The organism is uncultured Mailhella sp. (assembly GCF_944324615.1).
GTDB lineage: Bacteria > Desulfobacterota > Desulfovibrionia > Desulfovibrionales > Desulfovibrionaceae > Mailhella.
Genome location: NZ_CALUWY010000028.1, coordinates 1 through 22,147 on the forward strand (window position 1 = coordinate 1; position 22,147 = coordinate 22,147).

General features: G+C 62.7%; 17 protein-coding genes and 1 pseudogene. 12 read left to right on the forward strand and 6 right to left on the reverse strand.

The annotated features are described in order from the left end of the window. The coding region (locus tag Q0K07_RS07550) for a (Fe-S)-binding protein (RefSeq protein WP_294558176.1) at positions 1 to 1,592 on the reverse strand (1,592 nt) is incomplete at its 3' end. Positions 1,593 to 1,608: 16 nt separating this feature from the next. Further along, the gene (locus tag Q0K07_RS07555; RefSeq protein WP_294558178.1) at positions 1,609 to 2,526 is read right to left on the reverse strand and encodes a respiratory nitrate reductase subunit gamma; all 918 of its coding nucleotides are present in this window, start codon (positions 2,524 to 2,526) and stop codon (positions 1,609 to 1,611) included. Positions 2,527 to 2,877: 351 nt separating this feature from the next. Here Q0K07_RS07555 and cobA point away from each other — a divergent pair, with 351 nt between their 5' ends. The 5 genes from cobA (at position 2,878) to lpxB (ending at position 7,949) form a co-directional block, all read left to right on the forward strand. Then, positions 2,878 to 4,401, forward strand: coding sequence for a uroporphyrinogen-III C-methyltransferase (gene cobA, locus Q0K07_RS07560; protein WP_294558180.1), 1,524 nt, complete (start codon positions 2,878 to 2,880; stop codon positions 4,399 to 4,401). Next, positions 4,398 to 5,072, forward strand: a complete 675-nt coding sequence (gene purN, locus Q0K07_RS07565) for a phosphoribosylglycinamide formyltransferase (protein WP_294558182.1) — start codon at positions 4,398 to 4,400, stop codon at positions 5,070 to 5,072. Before cobA ends, purN begins: the two co-directional genes overlap by 4 nt. 96 nt (positions 5,073 to 5,168) lie before the next feature. Then, on the forward strand, positions 5,169 to 5,609 hold the full coding sequence (locus Q0K07_RS07570; protein WP_294558185.1) for a hypothetical protein: 441 nt from the start codon (positions 5,169 to 5,171) through the stop codon (positions 5,607 to 5,609). A gap of 270 nt (positions 5,610 to 5,879) precedes the next feature. Then, the gene (locus tag Q0K07_RS07575) at positions 5,880 to 6,824 is read left to right on the forward strand and encodes a nucleoside recognition domain-containing protein (RefSeq protein WP_294558187.1); all 945 of its coding nucleotides are present in this window, start codon (positions 5,880 to 5,882) and stop codon (positions 6,822 to 6,824) included. Between the two features lie 9 nt (positions 6,825 to 6,833). Beyond that, entirely contained in the window at positions 6,834 to 7,949 is a 1,116-nt protein-coding gene (lpxB, locus tag Q0K07_RS07580; protein WP_294558189.1) for a lipid-A-disaccharide synthase, read from the forward strand. Positions 7,950 to 8,024: 75 nt separating this feature from the next. Here lpxB and Q0K07_RS07585 read toward each other — a convergent pair. Then, positions 8,025 to 8,885: pseudogene (locus Q0K07_RS07585) on the reverse strand (SDR family NAD(P)-dependent oxidoreductase). Positions 8,886 to 9,334: 449 nt separating this feature from the next. Then, entirely contained in the window at positions 9,335 to 10,015 is a 681-nt protein-coding gene (locus tag Q0K07_RS07590; RefSeq protein WP_294558191.1) for a septal ring lytic transglycosylase RlpA family protein, read from the reverse strand. A 434-nt stretch (positions 10,016 to 10,449) separates the two neighbouring features. Here Q0K07_RS07590 and Q0K07_RS07595 point away from each other — a divergent pair, with 434 nt between their 5' ends. After that, entirely contained in the window at positions 10,450 to 13,596 is a 3,147-nt protein-coding gene (locus Q0K07_RS07595) for a hypothetical protein (RefSeq protein WP_294558193.1), read from the forward strand. 239 nt (positions 13,597 to 13,835) lie between these two features. On the opposite strand, the gene Q0K07_RS07600 is transcribed toward Q0K07_RS07595, so the two are convergent. Beyond that, positions 13,836 to 14,294: a tRNA (cytidine(34)-2'-O)-methyltransferase gene (locus Q0K07_RS07600; protein WP_294558230.1), complete on the reverse strand. Its 459-nt coding sequence runs from the start codon at positions 14,292 to 14,294 to the stop codon at positions 13,836 to 13,838. Between the two features lie 763 nt (positions 14,295 to 15,057). Here Q0K07_RS07600 and Q0K07_RS07605 point away from each other — a divergent pair. The 6 genes from Q0K07_RS07605 (at position 15,058) to Q0K07_RS07630 (ending at position 21,291) form a co-directional block, all read left to right on the forward strand. Beyond that, entirely contained in the window at positions 15,058 to 15,894 is an 837-nt protein-coding gene (locus Q0K07_RS07605) for a histidinol-phosphatase (protein WP_294558195.1), read from the forward strand. Between the two features lie 415 nt (positions 15,895 to 16,309). After that, the gene (gene htpX, locus Q0K07_RS07610) at positions 16,310 to 17,170 is read left to right on the forward strand and encodes a zinc metalloprotease HtpX (RefSeq protein ID WP_294558198.1); all 861 of its coding nucleotides are present in this window, start codon (positions 16,310 to 16,312) and stop codon (positions 17,168 to 17,170) included. 166 nt (positions 17,171 to 17,336) lie between these two features. Further along, a complete protein-coding gene (locus Q0K07_RS07615; protein ID WP_294558201.1) occupies positions 17,337 to 18,884 on the forward strand; it encodes a hypothetical protein in 1,548 nt (515 codons plus the stop codon). 126 nt (positions 18,885 to 19,010) lie between these two features. Beyond that, positions 19,011 to 19,442, forward strand: a complete 432-nt coding sequence (locus tag Q0K07_RS07620; RefSeq protein WP_294558203.1) for a glutaredoxin family protein — start codon at positions 19,011 to 19,013, stop codon at positions 19,440 to 19,442. Continuing rightward, entirely contained in the window at positions 19,420 to 19,749 is a 330-nt protein-coding gene (locus tag Q0K07_RS07625; protein ID WP_294558205.1) for a ferredoxin-thioredoxin reductase catalytic domain-containing protein, read from the forward strand. Before Q0K07_RS07620 ends, Q0K07_RS07625 begins: the two co-directional genes overlap by 23 nt. A gap of 72 nt (positions 19,750 to 19,821) precedes the next feature. Further along, on the forward strand, positions 19,822 to 21,291 hold the full coding sequence (locus tag Q0K07_RS07630; protein ID WP_294558207.1) for a histidine-type phosphatase: 1,470 nt from the start codon (positions 19,822 to 19,824) through the stop codon (positions 21,289 to 21,291). A gap of 76 nt (positions 21,292 to 21,367) precedes the next feature. Here the strand turns inward: Q0K07_RS07630 and trpA are convergent, their stop codons facing one another. Then, on the reverse strand, positions 21,368 to 22,138 hold the full coding sequence (gene trpA, locus Q0K07_RS07635) for a tryptophan synthase subunit alpha (protein WP_294558209.1): 771 nt from the start codon (positions 22,136 to 22,138) through the stop codon (positions 21,368 to 21,370). Positions 22,139 to 22,147 lie beyond the last annotated feature (9 nt).

Consider the following 22,147-nt stretch of genomic DNA (forward strand, 5'->3'; position numbering starts at 1 on the left):
TCTTCTTCCCACTTGATGAAGCCGGGCTTCACGTCGGTCATGGCATTGACGATGAGTTCGACAAGGCCGCCGTACTGCATGCCGTTCTTCTCAAGGAGGTTGTTCTGTTCGAGCAGTTCGCGGATCTGGCCCTTGCAGTTGGAGCAGGGAGCGCAGACGTACTTCTTGACTTCAGGACCGAGGCAGTCCTTGAAGGCGCCGCAGATCTGTTCCATCTTTTTACGGCCGGTGATGTTCATACGCCATTCGTTGATGTTGTTACGCGTCATGATGGCGAAGCCGGAACCGCCGCCGCAGCAGTAGTTTTCCACGCCGTGAGGCGTCATTTCACGGAACTGCGGGCAGATGGCGTGCAGAACGTCGCGCTGGGGCTTCACAACGCCCATGAGGCGCACGAGGTTGCAGGGGTCGTGCAGGGTCACGGGGAAGTTGTTGCGGCTGGGATCGAGCTTCAGGCGGCCGCCGAGCACGATGTCGCGCAGCACGGGGAAGCAGCTTTCGCGCGGGATGTTCAGGTCGGGGGGCAGGATGCGGTCGGCAATGACGGTGAGGGCCTTGTGGGCATGGCCGCATTCGCCGAGCACGATCTTCTTGACGCCGAGCTTCTTGGCGGCTTCGGCGTGCTTGATGGCCACACGGGCGGCCTGCACGTCGTCGTAGAACACGCCGTAGTTCACGGAGTCGTAACCCGCAATTTCGGAGCTGAGGGTCCAGGAAAGACCCGCGGCTTCAAAGATGAGGGAGAAGGCCGCGATGTTGTCGGGCCAGGCCAGCATTTCACCGGCGTTGTGGATGAGCAGAATGTCGGCATTCGGTACGTCCCAGGGCGTCTTGAATTCGTATTCCGTGGTTTCCACATAGTCTTCATCAATGAATTCCACGGTTTCCTTCACCACGTCGGGGTTCATGCCGGTGGAGGAACCCACATCGAGCTGGAGCTTGGTGCCCTTTTCGTGCAGTTCGCGGGGGTTCCAGCCGAATTCCTGGCTGAAGAGCTTGCGCAGTTCACGGGCGATGAGGCCGTTATCCACACCGATGGGGCAGACCTGGGCGCAGCGGCGGCACAGGTTGCAGCGGTAGGAAAGTTCCGCAAGACGGACCACGGTCTTCCAGTTCAGGTCGATGTCGCCGTAGCGCCACTTGGCCAGAGGTTCCTTCTTCACATACTGCTTGTAGATGCGGCGGAACAGCTCGGAACGGAAGTTCGGACGATACATTTCATGTTCGCCGGACATTTCGTAGAGGTGGCAGGCCGCGGAGCAGGAGTTGCACTGGGCGCAGTAGTCCATGGTGGTGTCCAGCATGGCAAGGCAGGTCCAGTTGTTCTCGGGGGTGAAGAGCTTGCGCACGCCGTCGATGAAGCGGTTGACCAGCTCTTCCTCTTCGGCCTTGGTCTGCGGCACGGGAATGAGAAGAACGTTGATATCGTCGAGCAGGCAGCAGAACTGCTGCTTCTGAGCGTCGGTGATGACCTTCCAGGGGAAGGTCTGGTAATCGACGGGCATGGGGCGAAGGGTGTTCACATCGACCGTGGTGAGGATCCCTTCTTCCGTCGAGAGGTCATTGAAGGTAAGTTCCTGCGAAGTTTTCATGTGCGGCTCCTTAATCCTACTTCTCGTCGGGGTTGGAGGTGGCAACCTCGGCCCAGGTCTTCTTGCCGTCACCCTGAACATGAGGGCCACGCCAGCTCACGGGGAGGTTCAGGTTGTTGGCCAGCTGCTTCTGAAGCTTGGGATTGTTGATGGTGGGTTCATCGCCCCAGCGGATGTCGTGCCAGGTGAAGTACTTCATGAAGAAGTGACCCAGGAAGCTGTAGGGCACCCAGAAGAACATGAAGAAGCCGATCAGAAGATACAGCACATACAGGGGAGTCAGCTCCATGGCGGTGAAGGTCATCATGCCGTAGATGAAGCTGTTGCCCATGAGAGCGAAGTTGTACACGCCGTGCCAGAGGCAGAGCATGAGGCCGAACAGGCCGTACACGCCGAACAGGCCGAGGTTGAAGAAGTGTTCGTTGGTGGTGTACTTGCGGAGGCCCTTGTCGCAGAGGCGGCGCTGAATGAGGCCCACGGCGCCGAAGAGAATGCCGGCAAAGCCGAACACGTCGCACAGCACGGTGACGGCGGTGCAGAAGGTCACGAAGCCTTCAGCGCCGGCAAGCATGCCGATGGCGGAAAGCACGGTCATGCCCATGGCGCCCATGAGCAGATACAGACCGATGTGGAAGGGATAGGTGCGCACCCACAGCGTGCGGTTGTGTTCCCACACAGCCTTGAGGAAGAGCGCTTCAATGAGGAAGCCCTTGAGAGCGCCCACCATGCAGCTGCGATGCTTGTCCTTCCACCATTCGGTGTTTTCAAGGTAGCTGCCGCCGTAAGGGACCTTTTCAGGGTCTTCATGCGCCACGGGATACAGTTCCCAGCGCAGATGCTGAGGTTTCTTGAGGTAGCCGATGATCTTCATCAGAGCGACGGCCACAAAGGCAATAACGGCCACATAGGCCAAACAGTAGAAAAAGATGCTCATGGTTGTCTCCTGTCGCGTTGTCCGCCATCTTGCATCCTGACCGGAGCCTCTGCACCGGTCAACAGTTCCGCACCTAGCTTCCAGACCGCCCTCTGCTGCCCGGCCGCAGGAAAAAGGAAGGAATCATTCCCTTTCGTCTGACAGAGGCCACAGCCCCGGCGGCAGGACCGGCGCGGGGACGCACCGGAGGAAAGCTGGTGAAGATTACCCTGAAAAACACAAAAAAACAAGTCCGAGATCACAAGAACTCTCACAAGGTCACAGCGTGAAGAAGACGGCCCCGGGAGGAAAGTCTTGCTCCCTCCCCCTTTAATAAGTACACTTCGCCTGAATTCAAGCCATGGAGGACGGATGTACGTTTATCTCATAGGCGCAGGCCCCGGCGACCCCGGCCTGCTCACCTGCAAAGGCAGGCAGGCGCTTTCCGAAGCGGACGTGGTCGTGTACGATTATCTTGCGAGCTACGAGCTTCTCGCTCTGGCCAGGCCCGACGCCGAATTCATCTATGTGGGCAAGATCGCCGGCAATCATGCCATGAAGCAGGGCGACATCAACAGGCTTCTCATCGCCAAGGCGAAGGAAGGCAAGGTGGTCGCGCGCCTCAAGGGCGGCGATCCCTATATCTTCGGGCGCGGCGGGGAAGAAGCCGAGGAGCTTGTGGACGCGGGCGTTCCCTTCGAGGAAGTTCCCGGCATTTCCAGCTCCATAGCCGGCCCTGCCTATGCGGGCATCCCGCTCACGCACAGGGCGTGGTCCTCCTCCGTCACCATCATCACCGGTCATGAAGACCCCACCAAGCCCGGTTCCGTGCACAACTGGGACGCCCTTGCCCGCAGCGCATCCACGCTGGTCTTTCTCATGGGCATGAAGAATCTGCCCGACATCGCGGCAAGGCTCATCGCCGCAGGCATGCCCGGCGACACCCCCGCCGCCCTGGTGTACTGGGGTACCACCAGCCGTCAGCGGTCCCTGGCCTCCACCCTGGCCGACCTGCCCGACGCAGCCGTGCGCGAAGGCTTCACCAACCCTTCCATCATCGTGGTGGGCGACGTGGTGCGCCTCAAGGACAAGCTCGACTGGTTCGAGAAAAAGCCCCTTTTCGGCCGCACCGTGGTGGTTACCCGCGCAAGGGAACAGGCCAGTGAAAGCGCGGCCCTCTTCGCCCGCATGGGCGCGCGCGTCATACAGTTCCCCACCATTAAAATCAATCCGCTTGCCGATTACGCGGAACTCGACGAGGCCGTGGGCAACCTTTCCCGCTACGGCTGGCTGGTGTTCACCTCGGTGAACGGCGTGCGCTTCTTCCGCGAACGCCTCGCGGCCCTGAACCTCGATGCAAGAGCCCTTCACGGGGTGAAGGTGGCCGCCATAGGCCCCGCCACGGCAAAGGCCGTGGAATCCATGGGCATACGCGCCGACCTCGTGCCCTCCTCCTATGTGGCCGAAGGCGTGGCGCAGGCCATGCTCGAACTCGGCATGAAGGGCGAAAGAGTGCTTCTGCCCCGGGCGAAGGAAGCCCGCGAGGTGCTCCCCGAAGCCCTGCGCGCCGCAGGCGCCGTGGTGGATGTCATCACCGCCTATGAGAACGTTCCTTCCGAAGAGAACCGCGACGCGGTGATCGCCGCCCTCGAAAACGATGAACTTGACTGCATCACCTTCGGTTCCTCCTCCACGGTACGCAATTTCCTTGCCTCCATCCCCCTGGAAACGCTGAAAAAGCATCCCGGAGTGCGCTTTGCGGCCATAGGCCCCGTTACGGCGGAGACCATGCGCAGGATGGGCCTTACCCCCGACATTCTGCCGGAAAACTTCACCATTCCCGCGCTGGCGGACGCCGTGTGCGCCGCCTTCGCCCGCCAAGGAGCCACGGCATGACCCTGAAACTCGGCATTCTCGCCTCAGGCAGCGGCACCAACGCTCAGGCCATCATCGACGCCGCCGAAAAAGGCCGCCTCGACGCGGACATACGCATCATCATTTCCAACCGTCCCGGCGCCAGGGTGCTGGAGCGGGCGGAAAAACACGGCATTGCCGCCCTGTGTCTGGATCACAGGACCTTCCCCGACCGCGAGACCTTCGACGCCCGCATGGTGAAGGAACTGCTCGGCGCCGGTGTGGATACCGTGGCCCTTGCCGGGTACATGCGCCTTGTCACCCCCGTGTTTCTCGACGCCTTCCCCAACCGGGTGCTGAACATACACCCGGCCGTGCTTCCCGCCTTTCCCGGCACGCACGGCGCGCGCGACGCCTGGAACTACGGGGCGAAGTTCAGCGGCTGCACCGTGCATGTGGTGGACCCCGTCATGGACGGCGGCCCCATCATCGTGCAGGCCACGCTCCCCATCCGGCAGGAAGAGAACGACGAGGAACTGCTTGACCGCATCCATGTGTTCGAGCACCGCATCTATGTGCAGGCCCTCCAGTGGCTTGCCGAAGGCCGCCTGCACCTCGAAGGCCGCCGCATGCTGCTGGAACCGGCAGACAGGCCCCTGGCCCCGCAGCCGGAACTTGCGCTCATCTGGCCCCCGCTGGAAGAAGGATTCTAACGCGCTTCCCGCGCTTTCCGCCGGGGCGCGCCCCCGGTTCAATCCGCGCGGATTTCCGCGCCTGACTCGGCTGCCCGAGCAGCCGGAGGGTATGTCATGAAAGCTTTCCGCCTTTTCGCCCTGTGCGCCCTTGTGTTCTGCCTGTGCGCCTCTGCGGCCCATGCCGCGGACGATGCGCGCAAAACCGAACGCCGCACCCCCGTGGTCGTGGAATTCGAGGGCAACGACGCCATCGGCGTCACCCTGTTCTCGCGCCTGCAGGCCAAGATCAACAGCGCCAACCCCGCCAATCCCGCAAGAGAGGCGAAATTCCGCATTCTGCTCTCCACTGCGGCGGAATTCCCCTCCCGTCCGGGCGTGGGTTCCGTGTATGCCGTGGTCTGGACGCTCGCCCTTTCCGAAGGCTCCATGGAATATTATCTGGTGCGCGATCTCGGCATCGTCACGCCCGACACCGTGGATGCCGTGGTTGACCGCATCGTGAGCCGCACCGAAGGCGTGGCCGCCCGTTACGGCTACCTCGACCGCGAAAAATAGCCTCCTTTTCCGGAAGAACCGGCGCTGCGGGGAAAGACTCCTTTCCCCGCACAGGACGCGTTTTGTGCACGACTCTTCCCTGTTCCGCACCTCGAATGCCCGGGCGGACGTTTTCCGTTCCCCGGGCTTTTCCCTTTCCGGCGCGGCCCGCGCATGGCGCACACTCCGCGCTCAGGCCGCCTTCCGGGGCCCCTTCCCGCCCGCCCCGGCCGATGAACCACGAAAACGCTCCCGGCGCAGAGCCTTTTTCCGCACAGCGGCGAGGTGAAGGTGAACGCACTCTGGAAGAACATCGTCCAATGCTGGCACGACGGGCACAAGGTGGCCCTCGGCATTTTCCGCTTTCTCATTCCCATTGTCGTCATCGTCAAGATTCTGGAGGAAAGCGGACTCATCCCCTACCTCTCCATGCCCCTCGGCCCGGTCATGCACCTTGTGGGCCTGCCTGCGGAAATGAGCCTTGCGTGGATATCCTGCATCCTCGTGAGCATGTATTCCGGCCTCATGGTGCTCATTTCCCTCACGCCGCAGCTGCCGGAGCTCAGCGTTGCGCAGATGACGGTGTTCGGGGTGCTCGTGCTCATCGCCCACAGCCTCATCCTTGAGGTGCGCATTGCCGGTCAGTGCGGCGTTTCCATGCCCTTTCAGTTTCTGCTGCGCCTTCTCTCCGGCATACTCGCCGCCTTTCTGCTCCACCTCATTCTCGACCATGCCGGGCTGCTCCAGCAGAAGGCCGCCATACTCCTCGCCGCCGAACCTTCGGCAGGCTGGGGCGAATGGCTGCTGCAGCAGGTGGTCACGCTCTGCGAGATGTACGTCATCATCTGCGCCGTGATGCTGCTGCAGAAGGCGCTGGACGCCCTGCACATCTCCGCGCTTCTCGGCCGCCTTCTCGGCCCGGCGCTGCGCCTTCTCGGCGTCTCCTCCAGGGCCGTGTCCATCATCCTCATCGGCTTCACCATGGGCCTGCTCTACGGCAGCGGCATACTCATCAGGAACGCGCAGGAGGGGTCCCTTTCCCGCCGCGACGTGCTCTGCTCCATTTCCCTGCTGGGGCTTTCCCATTCCCTCATCGAAGACACCATTCTTCTCGCCCTGGTGGGCGGGAGCCTGTGGGGCCTTCTGGGCTTCCGGCTCCTGTTCACCCTCGTCACGGGGGCGCTCATCAACGCCTTCTACCCCGCTCTGGAACGCTTCGCCGTTTCCAGACCATAAGGAGAAGTCATGAAAACGCTGTGGATCAACGCCGGGGAACTTTCCGGAGACCTTCAGGGCGGAGCGCTGCTTGCCGCCCTGCGCCGATACGCGCCCGAAACCTCCCTGCGCGTGGTGGGCATGGGGGGCGAGAACCTCGCCCGGGCCGGGCAGGAGAACCTTCTGCGCGTGGAAGAACTTTCCGTCATGGGCATTGTGGAGGTGCTCACCAGCCTGCCGCGCATCTTCGGGCTGCTCGGGCGCATCAGGCGCGAGATGGAACGCATACGGCCCGACGCCGTGCTGCTCATCGACGCGCCGGAATTCAACTTCCGCGTGGCGAAGATCGCCCACCGACTGGGCATTCCCGTGTACTACTTCATTCCGCCCAAGGTCTGGGCATGGCGCACGGGCCGCGTGAAATTCCTGAAAAAGCACATACGCCGCATTTTCTCCATCCTGCCCTTTGAGGTGGATTTCTACCATGCCCACGGCATGGATGTGACGTATGTGGGCAATCCTCTGGTGGATCTGGTGAACTATGAAGGCATCCGGGATGTTGCTCCCGTCCCGGACCGCATAGGACTCATGCCCGGAAGCCGCAGAAAGGAAGTGGAATCGCTCATGCCCGCCTTTTCCGGCGCTGCGGAACTTCTGGCCGCGCGCTTTCCCCATCTGGAGTTTCACTGCATCCGCGCCTCCAACTTTTCCGAAGAGTATCTGCGTTCCTTCTGGAAGGCCCCCCTGCCCCTCATCATGCACGACGGAAAAGAGCGCTACCGCCTCATGCGCACCTTCCCCTGCATCATGGCCGCCTCGGGTACGGCCACGCTGGAAACGGGCCTTGCGGGCGTGCCCACGCTGGTGGCCTACAAGGTTTCCCCCCTTTCCTACTGGATCGGGCTGCATGTGCTGAAGGTCAGGTGGATAAGCCTGACCAACCTCATCATGAACCGCACCGTCTTCCCCGAACACATTGAAAAGGACGCCGACCCCGCCCCCCTGGCCGCACGCATGGAGGAATGGCTCACCAGCCCCGGCATTCTGGACGGCATACGCCGCGACCTTGACGAGCTGCGCAAAAAATGCGGCGAACCGGGAAGCGCGGAGCGCGCCGCAAAAGAGCTGTGGCGGGAACTTGCCTGAAAAGGCCCCGGAACACAGAGGAAAGCCTGCCCGTGCCGTGCACGGACAGGCTTTTTCATGCGCTTTTTTCCGGGATCAGCCGGCCGTGAGGCCGCCGTCCACAAGATAGAGGCCGCCGGTCATGAAGCTTGCCGCGTCGGAGGCCAGAAAATACATGAGCTCCGCCACTTCGGAGGCCTCCCCGACCCTGCCCAGCGGATAGAGGCCCGCCTCTGTGCGCCAGTAGGCCGAAGCGTCGCCGCCATGGGTGATGTCCGCAAAGCTCTGGAACAGCTTTTCCGTCAGCGGCGTGCGTATGGTCCCCGCGCACACGGCATTGACGCGCACGCCCTTCGGTCCCAGGTCGATGGCCAGGCTGCGGGTGATCTGCCCCAGCGCGCCCTTGGTCAGACCGTAGCCGAAACTGTTGGGCTTGCCCACATAGCACTGATCGGAAGCATTGATGACCACGCTCCCTCCGCCGTTCTCCAGAATGAAGGGAACTGCCGCGCGCAGGGTGTGTACCGTGCCCTTGATGTTGGTGTCGATCATGAGATCCAGCTCTTCCTCGCTGATCTCCAGCATGGTGTTGCAGCGATGAATGCCGGCATTGGCCACCACCGTGTTCAAGCCGCCGAAGCGTCCGCAGGCCGCGGCCACGGCCCTGTCAAGATCCGCACGGCTGCGGGTGCTGCCTTCCATGAACAGCACGCCCGTTTCCTGCGCAAGCTTTCCGCCTTCTTACGCATTGATGTCCATGAATGCCACGTTCCAGCCTTCTCCGGCGAACTTCCGCACGCAGGCGGCCCCGATGCCCGTGGAACCGCCCGTGATGAACACGGTTTTCCCCTTCTCGCCCATGATGTCCTCCTTATGGGTCCTGTATGAGAGCCCTGCCCCGCCATGATCGCGGGATGCGGCTTTTCCCGTCTGATACCACAGGGAAAGGAGTATCATCAACAGGATGCATCACTCTTCTTCTCCTTCCGGGCATCTTTTTTGCTGCATGCTCCCGCAACATGCGGGAGAGCGGCGTCTTCTGAAAAGCCGAAGACTGCGGCCCCGGGAAAATGCGCACGGCAGAACGCAGGCGCAGGCTCCGCCTTCCGCCGACGATTGCCGCATGTCCCCAATTCCCCGCCCCGCAGGGTCTCTGTGCCGGATCGCTTACGCTGAAGGCTCCTTGAAGCCTTTTTGGGGGAAACGCCGCCCGGCCCTGCAGAACAGCGGCACTCCGGCAGCAAAGAACGGGCTCTGGAGGCCGCAGGCCGCCCCGCGCAGAAACGCCGGACAGGGCGCAGAAACGGAAAAAGCCCCCGGCCGGCAAGGACGGGGGCTTTCGCGCATCTGGGGCTGCGGCGTCTCACACGCCGCCGGGTCTGTCCGCCTTTTCCACGGGCGGGAGCCTAACGTTCCGCAACGGCCTGAATGGCCGGGGACATGGAGTTTTTCTCCGCAAGCATGATGCTGGCGCCGGGATGGGTCGTCGCCACGCGCACCAGCGCATCCTGCGATTCCTGAAAACTGGCGTACGGCCCTATGGCCATCACGCCTTCCTGCGTATGCAGCAATGACGCCGCGTCATACATGCCCAGGCGGATAAGGCGGGAAAGCTGCTGCGCCACCGTATCATAGGAAACCTGGGTTTCCCGCAGTTTCACGAAAAAGGCCTGTGTGCGGGAAAGCGGTCTGCCGTCCTTGTCTCCCACAACTTCCAGGGAAACGCGGGAAACGCCCGTGTCACTGAGACCCAGGCTGTCGGCCGCCGCATACGACAAATCGATAATTCTGTTCTTGGCATAAGGGCCGCGGTCGTTGATGCGTACGATCACGCTTTTGCCGCTGTCCTTATGTTCCACTTTGACCAGTGTGCCGAGGGGAAGCGTGCGGTGCGCCGCCGTCATGGCGAACATGTCGAAGGCTTCCCCGGTAGCGGTAGACTTTCCATGATGCCAGGGGCCATACCACGAGGCCACACCCGACTGGAAAGAGGCATCCTGGCCATAAGCCGACGGCGCGATGAGAAGCAGACACAAAAGCCATGCCCCCGCGAACGCCATCAGACTTCGGTAGGAAGATGATGTCATGCAGACTCCGGGTTGAGATGAAGTCACGCCGCCGATCTGTCTGCGATCCTGGCAACGTGGAGCGGAAATCGCCCTTTTTCCCCCTCCGATGCAGCGCTCCCGGAAAAGGGCGCGGCTCCGATGCGCGAAGGCAAGCCGAAAAAACCTTCCGGTGAACCGCCTCCGGAGCGGGGAAAACCTCGGGGCAGAAAACGTTTGCCGGACGTTTTCTGACTCCCGTACATGTCTCATAGGGGGAAAAGTATCTCACCCGGCAGAAAATATGTCAAGCATGCCTGTATAATTCCACGATTTCTTCTGTAAGACTATCATTTTCCACGGAATGAGTCTGCAATTTTCCCCCTCTTTCCGGGCGTCCGGCAGGGGCTCCGGCTTGCGCCGGAAGAGCCGTCGTACTAGTATGGAGCACTTCCAACCTTGCCGCAGGTATCGCCATGACACACCGTTCCCTCCGTTTCGATCCTCAGGATTATCAGCTGCTCACCATGATCAACCGGACGGTGACCAAGAGCCGGGCCGAACGGCCCAGCCTCATGCCGCAGCTCAGCCCTTCCGGCATTCTCGAACTTGCCGTGCCTGCGGAAATGCGCATGGCCTCGGCGGTACTGCGCCTGCTCGACACCCTCGCCCAGGGCCATGCCAACGACAGACTCGAAGCCCTCGCCGCCCTGCACGACGAAGTGCTCGTCATGGCGCGCACCTCCCTGCGCATCAACACCGGCCGCGTGCTCGTGCAGCTCATGAAGGAACTCGTGCGCTCCCACGACGACTTTGAAACGCAGCTGCGCCTCGCCCACGACTTCCGGCAGGCCGCCACAGGGCGGCACGACGTGGTGCGGCGGCTGCTGCACCGCTACTACATGCTGGAAATGCCCGAAGACTGGAATCAGGCCGTGTTCGACAACCATGTGCACGACGCCAACACCAAGGGCCGCAAGAACGCCACGCATCTCATCATGGATGCCTGGCTCAAGGGCATCCGCTCCCTCACCGTCATCTACTACAACTACGTTTCCCCCGAAGCCGCCAGCGAACTGAGCCGCGCCGCCGCCATCATGAACATCACCGTGCGCATAGGCCTGCTCTTCCACGCCCCGCACAGGGGGCGCCTTGTGGACCTCATCTGGATTCCGCGCGGCTTTGCCAGCGACAAGGACTTCATCGCCTTCCTTTCCTCTCCGGCCATGTCCACCCTGATGAACGAAGGCCGGGCCGCCACAAGGTGGCTGGAAAAGCGCATTCTGCGCCTTCTGGAAACCTGGAACCACACGGAACGCCAGCGCCTCGCCCCCATGCTCCATGCCCTGCCGGAGGAGCTGGACAGCCACGAATTCATGCTTTTTGTGGGCTACGGGCAGGCTTCTCTGCTGCACCTTGCCGAATTCATTCATAAAAAGCTCTTCCCGCTGTTCCAGCGCCGCGCGGAGGAAATCCGCGACATTCTCGCTTCGCCGGACGAGAGTGAAGAGGTGAAGGCCCTTGCCGCAAAGCATCTGGAAGAACTCGACAAGTTCACCACCGAAACCGTGCTCGCCCGCCTCAACGACCCGGAACTTTTCCCCGAGACGGCGCAGCTGCAGCGTTCCTGCGATTCTCCGGACTGCCCGGAACTGCTGAACCAGACGCCTCTGCACCTGCTCACGCGCCTGTGCGAGCTGAAGAGCGGCTGCCGCATCACCCTGAACCTGGCCGGGCTTTCCGCCGAGGACGTGCTCAACCTTTTGTGGGACTGCCAGGGGCGCATCACCCATCTGGAACTGTTCAACCTCAAGGACTGGCAGAACGGCGACATGGAGCATTTGCAGAAGATCAACGAACTGCAGCGCGCCATCAACGCAGGCAGTGTTCCCCTGCTGAAACAGCTCATCATCGCCATGCTCAAGGAGGCGGCCCCCGGTTCCCTGCCCGGGCTTTCCGAAGAGGAAAGCTTCAGCACGCCCAGGGGAAGCGCGGCCCTGCATTCCGCCGACATGCCCAAATCGCCGCGCATCCGCAAGCTGCGCATCATCCTGCAGAACATTCCGGTGCTCTGCGGCTATTACCACGACACCAAGCTGCGCGCCACCATGGGCACCGATTCCACGAGCCGCCCGGGCCACCGCTACGGCATGGGACTCGCCTACCCCGAAACCCTGCCGCGCCGCGCCCGCCGCGAACTGGACGACCCGCGCCGTTCCGCCCACCTGCTCCTGCCCCTGCGCACCGAACTGCTTGAACAGATCACCTATATTTCCGACGCACCGGGGGAGGAGCCTTCCCGCATCACGGCCTTTCTGCGCCGCATTCCATGGCTGCGCCACATAGGGCAGGCCCGGCATACGGAATGGACGCCCGTGTCGGAAAACACCCTTGTCTGCAACAACGGCAACTGCAGCATCGCCACCGCCGACGTAGGCGCCGTGCAGGGCAACATCATCACCCTCGGCGGCACCGACGCCAACATGACCAACGGCTTCATTCCCAGAAAAAAGCCGTCCGAAGGCCCCCTGGAGCGCCTGCATTATCTGAACACGAATCTTGCCAATACCCTGCGCATGGTGGTGGGCTTCATCCCCGCCTTCCTCGCCTTTCTCTGCACGCAGACGGGCTGGATGGCCTGGCTCGGCGCTCCGCTGTGGTTCCTCATTTCCGGCCTGCGGAACATCCTTCAGGCCGTGCTCGGCAGCGGCGGCCTGCACCGCTCCTCCGTGCTGCACTGGAAAAGCTATGTGAGCTGGTCGGCCGTGTACGATTCGCTCATGTACAACGGCCTTTCCGTGGTGCTGCTGGAACCTGTGCTCCGATGCCGGGTACTGCAGGAAAGCATGGGCCTGAACGCGGCCGACGCGCCCCTCGCCACCTATGCCGTGCTTGTGGCGGGCTGCGCCCTGTTCAAGGCCGCCACCCATATTCTGCGGGGCTTTTCCAGCAGAAGCATTCTCACGGGCCTTGTCTGCACCTTCCTTTCCCTGCCGCTGGTGCTTCTGCTGCACGCCGTTCTCGGCTTCATCCTCGCCCTTGCCGGCTGCGGCCCGGCGGCTCTGGCAAGTTCCGCCGTCTTTGTGGTGAAACTCGCCTCCGACACCGCCATCGGCATTGCCGACGGCTTTGCCGACAAGGAACGCAACATCAGAAAGCGCATCGCCGACTACAAGAGCCGTCTGAGCGAGGCCCTTTCCTTCTATGCCCGGCTTGAGGAGCTTTTCCCGGAAAAGAACGTACCCGCCCTGCTGGCCCGGCCCGACGCCCTGCCCAAAACCCTGAAGGCCATCGAGCCGCGCCTGTGGCTGGACATGGTCATCAACGCCCTGGATCTCATGTACTTCTGGTATTACCAGCCCCGGGCCAACTACGCCTTCCGCATCTGCATGAAGCGCTTCTCCCGGAGCGAACGTGTGGTGCTTCTGCGCATGCAGCAGATTCTCATGCTGGAAAAGGAAGTGAGTCAGCTGCTGGTCAACGGCCTTGTGGGGCGCAACTTCGCCGGACCGCTTTCCTTCTACCTGGCCCGCAACGAAGAATACCTGAGCCGGATGAAGGAAGCCTGCCTGCCCAAGGACACGCAGAAAAAAGGCTCGGCCACCATCAAGTCCTCTTCCTGAGGCTCAAAACTCTCTGACACGCGGCCTTTGTCATGCCTGCAGACTCCCGTATCCCGGCCCCGGAAGGTGCGCGGCGGGCCGCCTGCCTCGTCCTGACCCCTCATCCCGGAATCCGATGTGAAAAGAGGCTGTTCCGGCACGCCCGCGTCAGCACGAAGGCGCAAAAGAAGCCGGAACATGCCCTTTTCAGCAGGCCGGCTGCTCTGAAGGCCCTCTGCGCCCGGGGTATTGCGGAAAAATCACCAGTCGCCAAGTCCCCCGATGCGGGCAAGGGCCATGTAGAGCACGATGCCTGCGGAGGTGGAAAGGTTGAGGCTGCGGATGCAGTCTCTGATGGGAATGCGCACATGGGCCGCGGCCATGTCCTGCACGTTCTGCGGAAGGCCGCAGGATTCCGGGCCGAAAAGCAGCGAATCCTCAGGGGAAAAGGCGAAATTCTGCACGGCTTCCCCGTGCCTTGCGCTGGTGGAGACAAGGCGTCTCCCCGCCCCGTCGGCGTCAAGATACGCCTCCAGGGAAGGCCATGTCTTCACGTCCACATAAGGCCAGTAATCGAGCCCGGCCCGGCGCAGGTGCCTGTCGTCGATGGAAAAGCCCAGAGGTTCGATAAGGTGCAGCCGCGTGCCCGTGCCTGCGCACAGGCGGGCGATGTTGCCGGTGTTCGGCGGAATTTCCGGGTGATAAAGAACAATATGCAGCATGGTTCATCCACGAAAGGCCCCGTTCTCTCCGGCCCCGTGCAAAGGAACACGATAAAGCGCGTTTTCAGGCGGAAAAATGTCGTGAGCCCGGGGCGCCGTGCTTTCTGAGAAGGGAATGGAAGAAGAAAGGGCCGGAAAAAACGCGCAAGGCCCGCGCCGGGGCATGCACGGCAGAAAACACTGCCGGAACGTTCTAAGATGCTTCTCACAAGGCCAAAAGAAAACGCCCGGGCACAGGGCACGGACGCCATGAAAGACGACGGGGCGAAAGCCCCGCCCGGAAGCGGCACAGGGAAAAGGGGCCTTACCCCCTACGCATCATGATGCTTGTTGGGAGAAGTCTTCTTGATGTAGGTGAGGGCGCAGATGACCGAAACAATGCCGATGAAGAAGAAAAAGAAATCCATGTCGCTCTCCTGAGCTTGAAAGGGTTTGACCTTCCGCACAAAACGCTCCGATACCTGCGGAAACGGCCATTGCGCCGGGGTGCGGGAGCGCCTTCTCAGGCATGACGCCCCCCGCATGAGGGCAATGCCTTATGAGCATAGCCTCAACACTCCCTTTTCGCAAGAGGGGTGAAAAAAAGCCCGACCCTTCCGCGCCTTCCCGCCGTTGCGGGGCGCACCCTCATGGGGTATCATCATGCTGTTTCACCACCTTCTTCAGAGCGCTCCGAAAAACCCGCCCTGCCTCTGCACGAAAACGCCATACGGCGCCCTGTGCAGGAAAGACCGGGAAGCGGCGCGCCGGGGGACACGCCATGATCCGTGCAGACCTTCATACCCATACCAATCATTCCCACGCACGCGACAGCGTGCGGCAGATGTTCGAGGCAGGCCGGGAAAAGGGCCTTCTCGTGCAGGGCTTTTCCGAACATTCCCCGCGCCCCGGGGGCTATGATTACCCCAGCGAATACCGCGATCACCTCGCCGCCACCTTCGACGCCTACCTTGCCGAGGTGGAGGAGCTGAAAAAGGAACAGGAGCCTCTCGGCGTCACCGTGCTTCTCGGCCTGGAAGTGGACTGGCTGGAAGACGAAGTGCCCTATATCCGCGACATGATCGCCGCCCATGAATACGACTACCTCATCGCAGGTATTCATTTTCTGGGCCGCTGGGGCTTCGACGCCACGGCCTGCGACTGGGAAAAGCTCGGCCGGGAGGAGCGCTTCCACCTGTATGCGCGCTACTACCGCACCATGAAGGTCATGGCCGAAACGCGCCTTTTCAACATTGTGGCCCACCCCGATCTCATCAAGATCTTTTCCGTGGACGATTTCCGCCGCTGGCTTTCCCTGCCCGCCTCCATGGACCTTGTGGGCGACGCGCTCACGGCCGTGCGCGACGCGGGCATGGCCATGGAAATTTCCTCCGCCGGACTGCGCAAGCCCTGCCATGAAATCTATCCCGGCCCGGAAATCCTGCACCTCGCCTGGCAGATAGGCCTGCCCATCACCTTTGCTTCCGACAGCCACAGCACCGAACAGGTGGCCTGGAACTTCGATGTGCTGGCCCGCTACGCCGCCTCCAGAGGCTGGAAGGAAAGCCTCGTGTTCCGGCGCGGGGAAGTGATTCCCGTGCCCTTCACGGCGGATTAACCGAAGCCTCTTCCCCTTCCTTCAGGGGGAAGAGGAATCTTTTTCCGGAACGCGCGGCAGGGGGGCCCGTCCACCCCCGCGCTTCCGGATCTCTTCCGTATCCCCGCCTTCTCTGCGCCGAAGGCCTCTTCCCGCGGGCAGAGGTGTTGCTGCGCCTCTCCGCCAAGCCTCCATGCTCCCCGAAGGGAGGCGGAACGCCTTCCGCCGTGCGCCCAAAAACGCGCCCCGCCCAGGCCTCGCGGCAAGGTTCTCTTCCGGGTATGCCGCGCCTTCTTCTCCCGGGCATGTCTTCCGCCCTTTCCGGAAAAATCCTGCGCCATGCAACACTTTGCAAGCTTTCCGCCCTTGGCAGGGAGAAAAAGCATGATTATTCTTCTTCCCACGGCCAGTCTGCCATTCAACCTGAGGAGCGATTATGACCAGCCAGATTAAAACACTTCTGCTCATGGCCGGCCTTTCCGCCGTGCTCATCGTCATGGGCAGTGCACTCGGCGGCCGGCAGGGCATTCTCATAGCCCTGGTGTTCGCCGTCATCATGAACATCGGAAGCTTCTGGTTCTCCGACAAGATCGTGCTGTCCATGTACCGCGCGCAGGAACTTTCTCCTGAAGATGCGCCCATGGTGTACAGCATGGTGGAAGAACTGGCGCAGAGGGCGGGCGTGCCCACTCCCCGGCTCTACATCGTGCCGCAGGAAGCGCCCAACGCCTTTGCCACGGGGCGCGACCCCGAACACGGCGTCATTGCCGTGACGGAAGGCATCATGCGCCTTCTGCCTCCGGAACAGCTGCGCGGCGTGCTAGCCCATGAAATGGCCCACATCGCCCACCGCGACATTCTCATCCAGACGGTGGCGGGCGTGCTGGCCTCCGCCATCACGGCCATTGCCAACATGCTGCAGTTCAGCATGATCTTCGGCAGCGCGCGCGATGAGGAAGGCAACAGCAATCCCCTTGCGGCCATTGCCATGATGATACTCGGCCCCCTGGCCGCCGGACTCATCCAGATGGCCATTTCCCGCCGCCGCGAATACATGGCCGACGCCGCCGGCGCCTCCTACTGCGCCGACCCCATGGCCCTTGCCGGCGCGCTGAACAACCTCGACGCCTACAGCAGGCACATCACCATGCAGGCCAACCCGGCCACGGAAAACATGTTCATTGTTTCCCCGCTCACCGGCGACAGCCTGCGCCGCATGTTCAGCACCCATCCGCCCATGGAAGAACGCATCGCCAACCTGCAGGAAATGGCACGCACCGGCCGCTACCCGGACTGATGCGCCGCAGAACCTGATCACAACCACTCTCCGCCGCTCCGGGCGGGGCCGGTACCGCATCCGGCCCCGCCCTTTTTGCGCCCCCGCCACTTTCGCCTTGCTTTTCCCCCGGCTTTACGCCACCCTTGCAGGCATACCCCGAAAGATATTTTCTACAGGATACCCCATGACCACTCCGCTTTTTTCCGCACCCGACAGCTTTGCAAGGCGCGCCCTGGAAGAGCTTTTTCCCGTTCTCGACACCGTCATGCCCATGACCGGCCAGCAGCGGCGCGACCTTCCCCTCGCCTGCCGCGACCTGTCCGCCCTGCTCACCACGGAACGCGACGGCCTCGCCCGCCCCTACTGGACCTCGCCGCGGCTCACCTCGGCCTATCTCCGCTATTTCCTGCCCTGGAACCTCGTCCGCCTCTCGGCGCTTCTGCCGGGACTCGACTTCGGCCGCATTCCCGAGGAGCCGCTCATTCTCGACATGGGAAGCGGCCCCCTCACCCTGCCCCTTGCGCTGTGGATGTCCCGGCCCGATCTGCGTTCCCGCCCCGTCACCATCGTGGCGAGCGACACCACGCCCCATATTCTCGAACTCGGGCGGGAAATCTTCGAGCGCCTGAACGAGGCCCTCGGCGAAAAGAGCCCCTGGACCATACGCACCATGCGCGCCGCCGTTTCCCTTGCGCCGCGCCGCCTGTACGCAAAGCCCGGCACGCTGTGGATGGCCAGCATGGGCAACGTGCTCAATGAAATGGAGGAGCGCCGCGCCAAGCCCGGCCACAGAATGGGCGAACGCATGCGCGAACTTCTGGAAAGCACCTGGGACATGCTTGCCGAAGGCGGGCTCATCCTTGCGGTGGAGCCGGGCACCCGGCAGGGCGGCCGCCTCATCGCGCATCTTCGCAAGAGCGCTCTGGGCGGCGTGGAGGAAGAGCCGGAATTCGACGACCTCACCGCCTTTGCCCTGCGCGAGGAACAGGCCGGAAAGCGCTTTTTCCCCGACGATGAGGAACCGGACGAGGACGACATGGACGATTTCGGCCTGCCGCCGCTCTTCACGCCCCTTTCCCCCTGCCCCCATGCGGGCCGCTGCCCCATGCTGGACCGGCGCTCCACGGCGTGGTGCCATGTCAACGCCCCGGCAGAGGGCGCTCCCGAAGCCCTGCGCGCCCTTTCCGCCAGAGCCGGGCTGGACAAGGATTCCATAAGCCTGTCCTTCCTTTCCCTCAGGAAGCTGGAAGAGGGCGAACTGCCGCCCGCCGCGCCCGCGCGCCCCGGCAGAGGACCTGTTGCCGCGCGCATCGTTTCCGACGCCTTCGTGGTGCCCGGCTATCCGGGCCGCGCCCGCTATGCCTGCACGGGCCTCGGGCTTGCCCTCATTCCCGCCTCCTCCCACCTGCCGCCCGGCGCGCTCTGCTCCTGCCGCCCCACGCGGGAACACGACATGAAGTCCCGCGCCGTCATTCTTCTGCTGGAAGACGAGGCCCCGCACAGAACTTCCTTCCGGCCGCCCCTGCGCACGTCTGAACGCCGGGAAGGCGGAACCTTCCGGGACAGGGAACATAAAAGGCCCTTCCCCTCACGGCGCGAGGACGCCCCCTTCCCCCGGAAAGAAACATCGGAACGGGGCCGGGGAGAAGGCTTTGCCGACAGACAGCGCTCCCCCCGCAGGCACGACGCTCCGCGCAGACATCCCGGAGGCGGAAAAAAGAGCGGGAACTGACGCCAAAGCCTCAGTACCGGCACTTTTTTGCGAAACAAAAGCCTTTGCCTCTGGCTTTTTTTCACGAAAGGAGCATACTTTTTTCACCCGAACAATACCGGGTTCATTCTCGTAAGGAGATCACCCATGAATTCTTCCATCGCCATCATAGCCGCCATTGCCGTCATCGCCGTCATCGCGGTTCTTTTTCTGAGAAAAAAGAACACTCCTGCACAGGATAAGGAAAAGCCTGAGGAAAAGGGCCCCCAGGGCGATCCCGAACTGTACGCCCTCGGCATGAATCCCATTTCGGAAAAGCCCATCATGTACGCTCTCACCACCTGCCAGCACTGCAAGAACACCAGGAAATTCCTCGACGCCAACAACGTCGACTACACCGTCATCTATCTGGACGAGTATTCCGGCTCGCAGCGTTCCGATCTCATGGAAAAAGTGCGTACCTACAATCCCCGCGGAACCTTCCCCACCATTCTCGTGCCCGGCGGAAAGGTGATAGTCGGGTTCCGCAAACAGCTCATGCAGGAGGCACTGATTCATGACTCCGGAACAACTGCTTGATTGCCTCTCAAAAAGTGCGGCAGCCAAAGGCTATTATCTTCACGCCGATCGTGAGCACTGTCTCGGCACGGCGGAAAGTCTGCTGGCCAACAAGGAACGCTACGGCTACATGTGCTGCCCGTGTCGCCTGGCATGCGCCGACAGGCAGCAGGACAGCGACATCATCTGCCCCTGCGTGTACCGCGATGCCGACATAGCCGAATACGGAGCATGCTTCTGCTCCTTCTATGTTTCCGAGGAACACAAGGACGACCCGGACTTCTTCCCCGATGTGGAAGAGCGGCGCGATCCTTCACGCGGTCTGTAATAACCGCAAAAATCCTTGCCCGACCCTGCGGCGCATGCCATACTTTTTCCCATAAAGGAAAAGGAGATGGTCATGCGCCGCTTGTTTTTTTCCGCCGCTCTGGCGGCCGTTCTTCTCTGTGTTCCCTCCCCCTCCCCCGCCGCCGACGCGCCCCCGGCCGATGCGCGCCTCGTCAAGGTGGTTGCGCTGAGCCGCCACGGCGTGCGCCCGCCCACCCAGTCGGCGGAAACCCTCGCCTCCTGGAGTTCCCGGCAATGGCCGGACTGGGGCATTCCCCCCGGCCACCTCAGCGAACGGGGCGCGGCCCTCATCCGTGCGGAATGGGAGGGCATGCGGAATGCTCTCGCCTTCAACGGCCTTCTGCCCGCCTCCGGATGCCCGGAAGAAGGCAGCATCTTCATCTATGCCGACAATGAAGAGCGCACCCTCGCCACGGCAAGGGCCATGCTGGAAGGACTCGCCCCGGGCTGCGGCATGGAGGTATCCTCCGCCCCTGAGGGCCGGGATCCCGTGTTCCATCCCGTGAAAAGCGGTTTTCTCCCCTCCCCGCAGCTTTCCGCCGAAGAAAGGCAGGAACTTGCCCGGACCGTTTCCGCAGCCGGCAGAGACCTTGAACAGAGCGTGGCAAAAATCGCCTCCCTTCTCGGCCCGGCCCCGCGCTTCTGCGTTCCCGGCAGGGATTCCTGCACTCTGGCCGACCTGCCCTCCCGGCTGCACTTTCCCGCCCCCGGCAGCAGGCAGGGCGTTTCCCTGAGCGGCGGGCTGGGCACCGCCTCCACGGTTGCGGAAATTCTGCTGCTGGAAAGCCTGGAATGGCCGGAAAAAGCGCAGGCCATCGCCGCAGAAATCCCCGCCCCCCTTCCTGCGGGGCCGGGCACGCCGGTGGAGCGGAAGGCCAGGGAAATCATTCTCGCCCCGCGTGCGGACAGGCCGGAAGAAGCGCCCCTGCCCTTTGCGCCGCGCTGGAAGGCCGCGCCCATGGAAGAGAACGGGGAAATCATGGTCAACCCGCGCACGGCGCTGCAGCTTCTGCCCGTGCACACCAGACTGCAGAGCGCGGTGCAGCGCTTCCCGGCCGTGGCGCGGCAGGAGGGGCTCCCCCTGCTTTCCCTCATGGCGGAAAGCCTTGCCGGAACCTCGCCCATGAAGAGCGCCGATGCGGCAAGGCTCGTCGTCTTTTCCGGGCACGACACCAACATGGTCAACATTGCGGGCCTGCTGGACCTGCACTGGACAAACGGGCTCTTTCCGGACGACAGCACGCCCCCCGGCTCCCTGCTGGTGCTGAGTCTCTGGGAAACGCCGGACGGACCCATGGTGCAGGCTTCCTTCCTGTGCCAGACGCCGGCCGCCTTCCTGAGCACCGATCCGGCCGTCATGCGTGCATCCGCCCTGCATCACGCGCCGCTCGTCCTGCCCGGAGCGTATGCCCATACGCCCGCAGGCCCCGCCGTGCCGCTGGAAGACTTCCTCTCCCGCGTGCGGAGCATGACGGGAAGCGGGCTTTCCGCACGGCTTGCCGCGCTCCTGCAGCACTCCTAAAGCAAAAAAGCCCCCGCGCCCAAAGGACACGGGGGCTTTTCCGGGCCGCGCATGGTCTGCGCGGCCGGAAAAGGTTCTAGCTCCGCCACCTTCTCAGAAAATCCGCCGGAGAGCCGCCCCGGTCGAGGTGACGGAGTAGCGCGCTTCCGAACACGGCTGCGTCGGGCCGGACCGCGTCCGGCAGGGCGGCGAGCTGCTCCGGAGAACGCAGGCCGAAGCCCAGGGCCACGGGCAGGCGGAACACCTCGCGCACGCGCGAGAGCACTTCCGGCACCTCGGCGGGAAGATGATCCCTTTCTCCCGTGGTGCCCATGACGGAAACCACATAGACATAGCCTTCCGACACGTCGGCATAGAGCTGCATGCGCTCCTTCGGGGTGTTCGGTCCCACAAGAGGGATGAGGGCCAGAGCGTGCGCGGCAAGAAGGGCGCGTATGTCCGCCGCCTCATCCCAGGGAAGATCGGGCACGATGAAACCGTGCACCCCTGCCGCGGCGGCCTCGGCCGCAAGCCTTTCCCAGCCGTACTGCAGGAAGGGATTGGTGTAGCCCATGAGCACAAGGCCCGCCCGGAACAGGCCTCTGCGCGCCTTCAGCCCTTCCAGAAGCGCGCCGAGGCTCACGCCTTCGGCCAGCACTCTCTGGGAAGCCTCCTCCACCACCGGGCCGTCGGCCACGGGGTCGGAAAAAGGCACGCCTATTTCCATCACGTCCGCGCCGCTTTCATCAAGTTCCCTGAGAATATCCCAGAACCTTTCCCGCGAAGGAAAGCCCGCCGTGACAAAGGGAATGAGCGCCGTGCGGCCCGCCGCCCCGGCGGCGCGAATGTTTTCTTCCAGAATATGCATGATTCACCT

What these genes read in the sequence shown, in the direction of transcription:
- Q0K07_RS07615 (WP_294558201.1), top strand. Translation starts at nt 17,337, where the DNA reads ATGACCACTCCGCTTTTTTCCGCACCCGACAGCTTTGCAAGGCGCGCC.
- Q0K07_RS07625 (WP_294558205.1), top strand. Translation starts at nt 19,420, where the DNA reads ATGACTCCGGAACAACTGCTTGATTGCCTCTCAAAAAGTGCGGCAGCC.
- Q0K07_RS07595 (WP_294558193.1), top strand. Translation starts at nt 10,450, where the DNA reads ATGACACACCGTTCCCTCCGTTTCGATCCTCAGGATTATCAGCTGCTC.
- Q0K07_RS07620 (WP_294558203.1), top strand. Translation starts at nt 19,011, where the DNA reads ATGAATTCTTCCATCGCCATCATAGCCGCCATTGCCGTCATCGCCGTC.
- purN (WP_294558182.1), top strand. Translation starts at nt 4,398, where the DNA reads ATGACCCTGAAACTCGGCATTCTCGCCTCAGGCAGCGGCACCAACGCT.
- Q0K07_RS07630 (WP_294558207.1), top strand. Translation starts at nt 19,822, where the DNA reads ATGCGCCGCTTGTTTTTTTCCGCCGCTCTGGCGGCCGTTCTTCTCTGT.
- Q0K07_RS07570 (WP_294558185.1), top strand. Translation starts at nt 5,169, where the DNA reads ATGAAAGCTTTCCGCCTTTTCGCCCTGTGCGCCCTTGTGTTCTGCCTG.
- lpxB (WP_294558189.1), top strand. Translation starts at nt 6,834, where the DNA reads ATGAAAACGCTGTGGATCAACGCCGGGGAACTTTCCGGAGACCTTCAG.
- Q0K07_RS07590 (WP_294558191.1), bottom strand. Translation starts at nt 10,015, where the DNA reads ATGACATCATCTTCCTACCGAAGTCTGATGGCGTTCGCGGGGGCATGG.
- Q0K07_RS07605 (WP_294558195.1), top strand. Translation starts at nt 15,058, where the DNA reads ATGATCCGTGCAGACCTTCATACCCATACCAATCATTCCCACGCACGC.
- htpX (WP_294558198.1), top strand. Translation starts at nt 16,310, where the DNA reads ATGACCAGCCAGATTAAAACACTTCTGCTCATGGCCGGCCTTTCCGCC.
- cobA (WP_294558180.1), top strand. Translation starts at nt 2,878, where the DNA reads ATGTACGTTTATCTCATAGGCGCAGGCCCCGGCGACCCCGGCCTGCTC.
- trpA (WP_294558209.1), bottom strand. Translation starts at nt 22,138, where the DNA reads ATGCATATTCTGGAAGAAAACATTCGCGCCGCCGGGGCGGCGGGCCGC.
- Q0K07_RS07555 (WP_294558178.1), bottom strand. Translation starts at nt 2,526, where the DNA reads ATGAGCATCTTTTTCTACTGTTTGGCCTATGTGGCCGTTATTGCCTTT.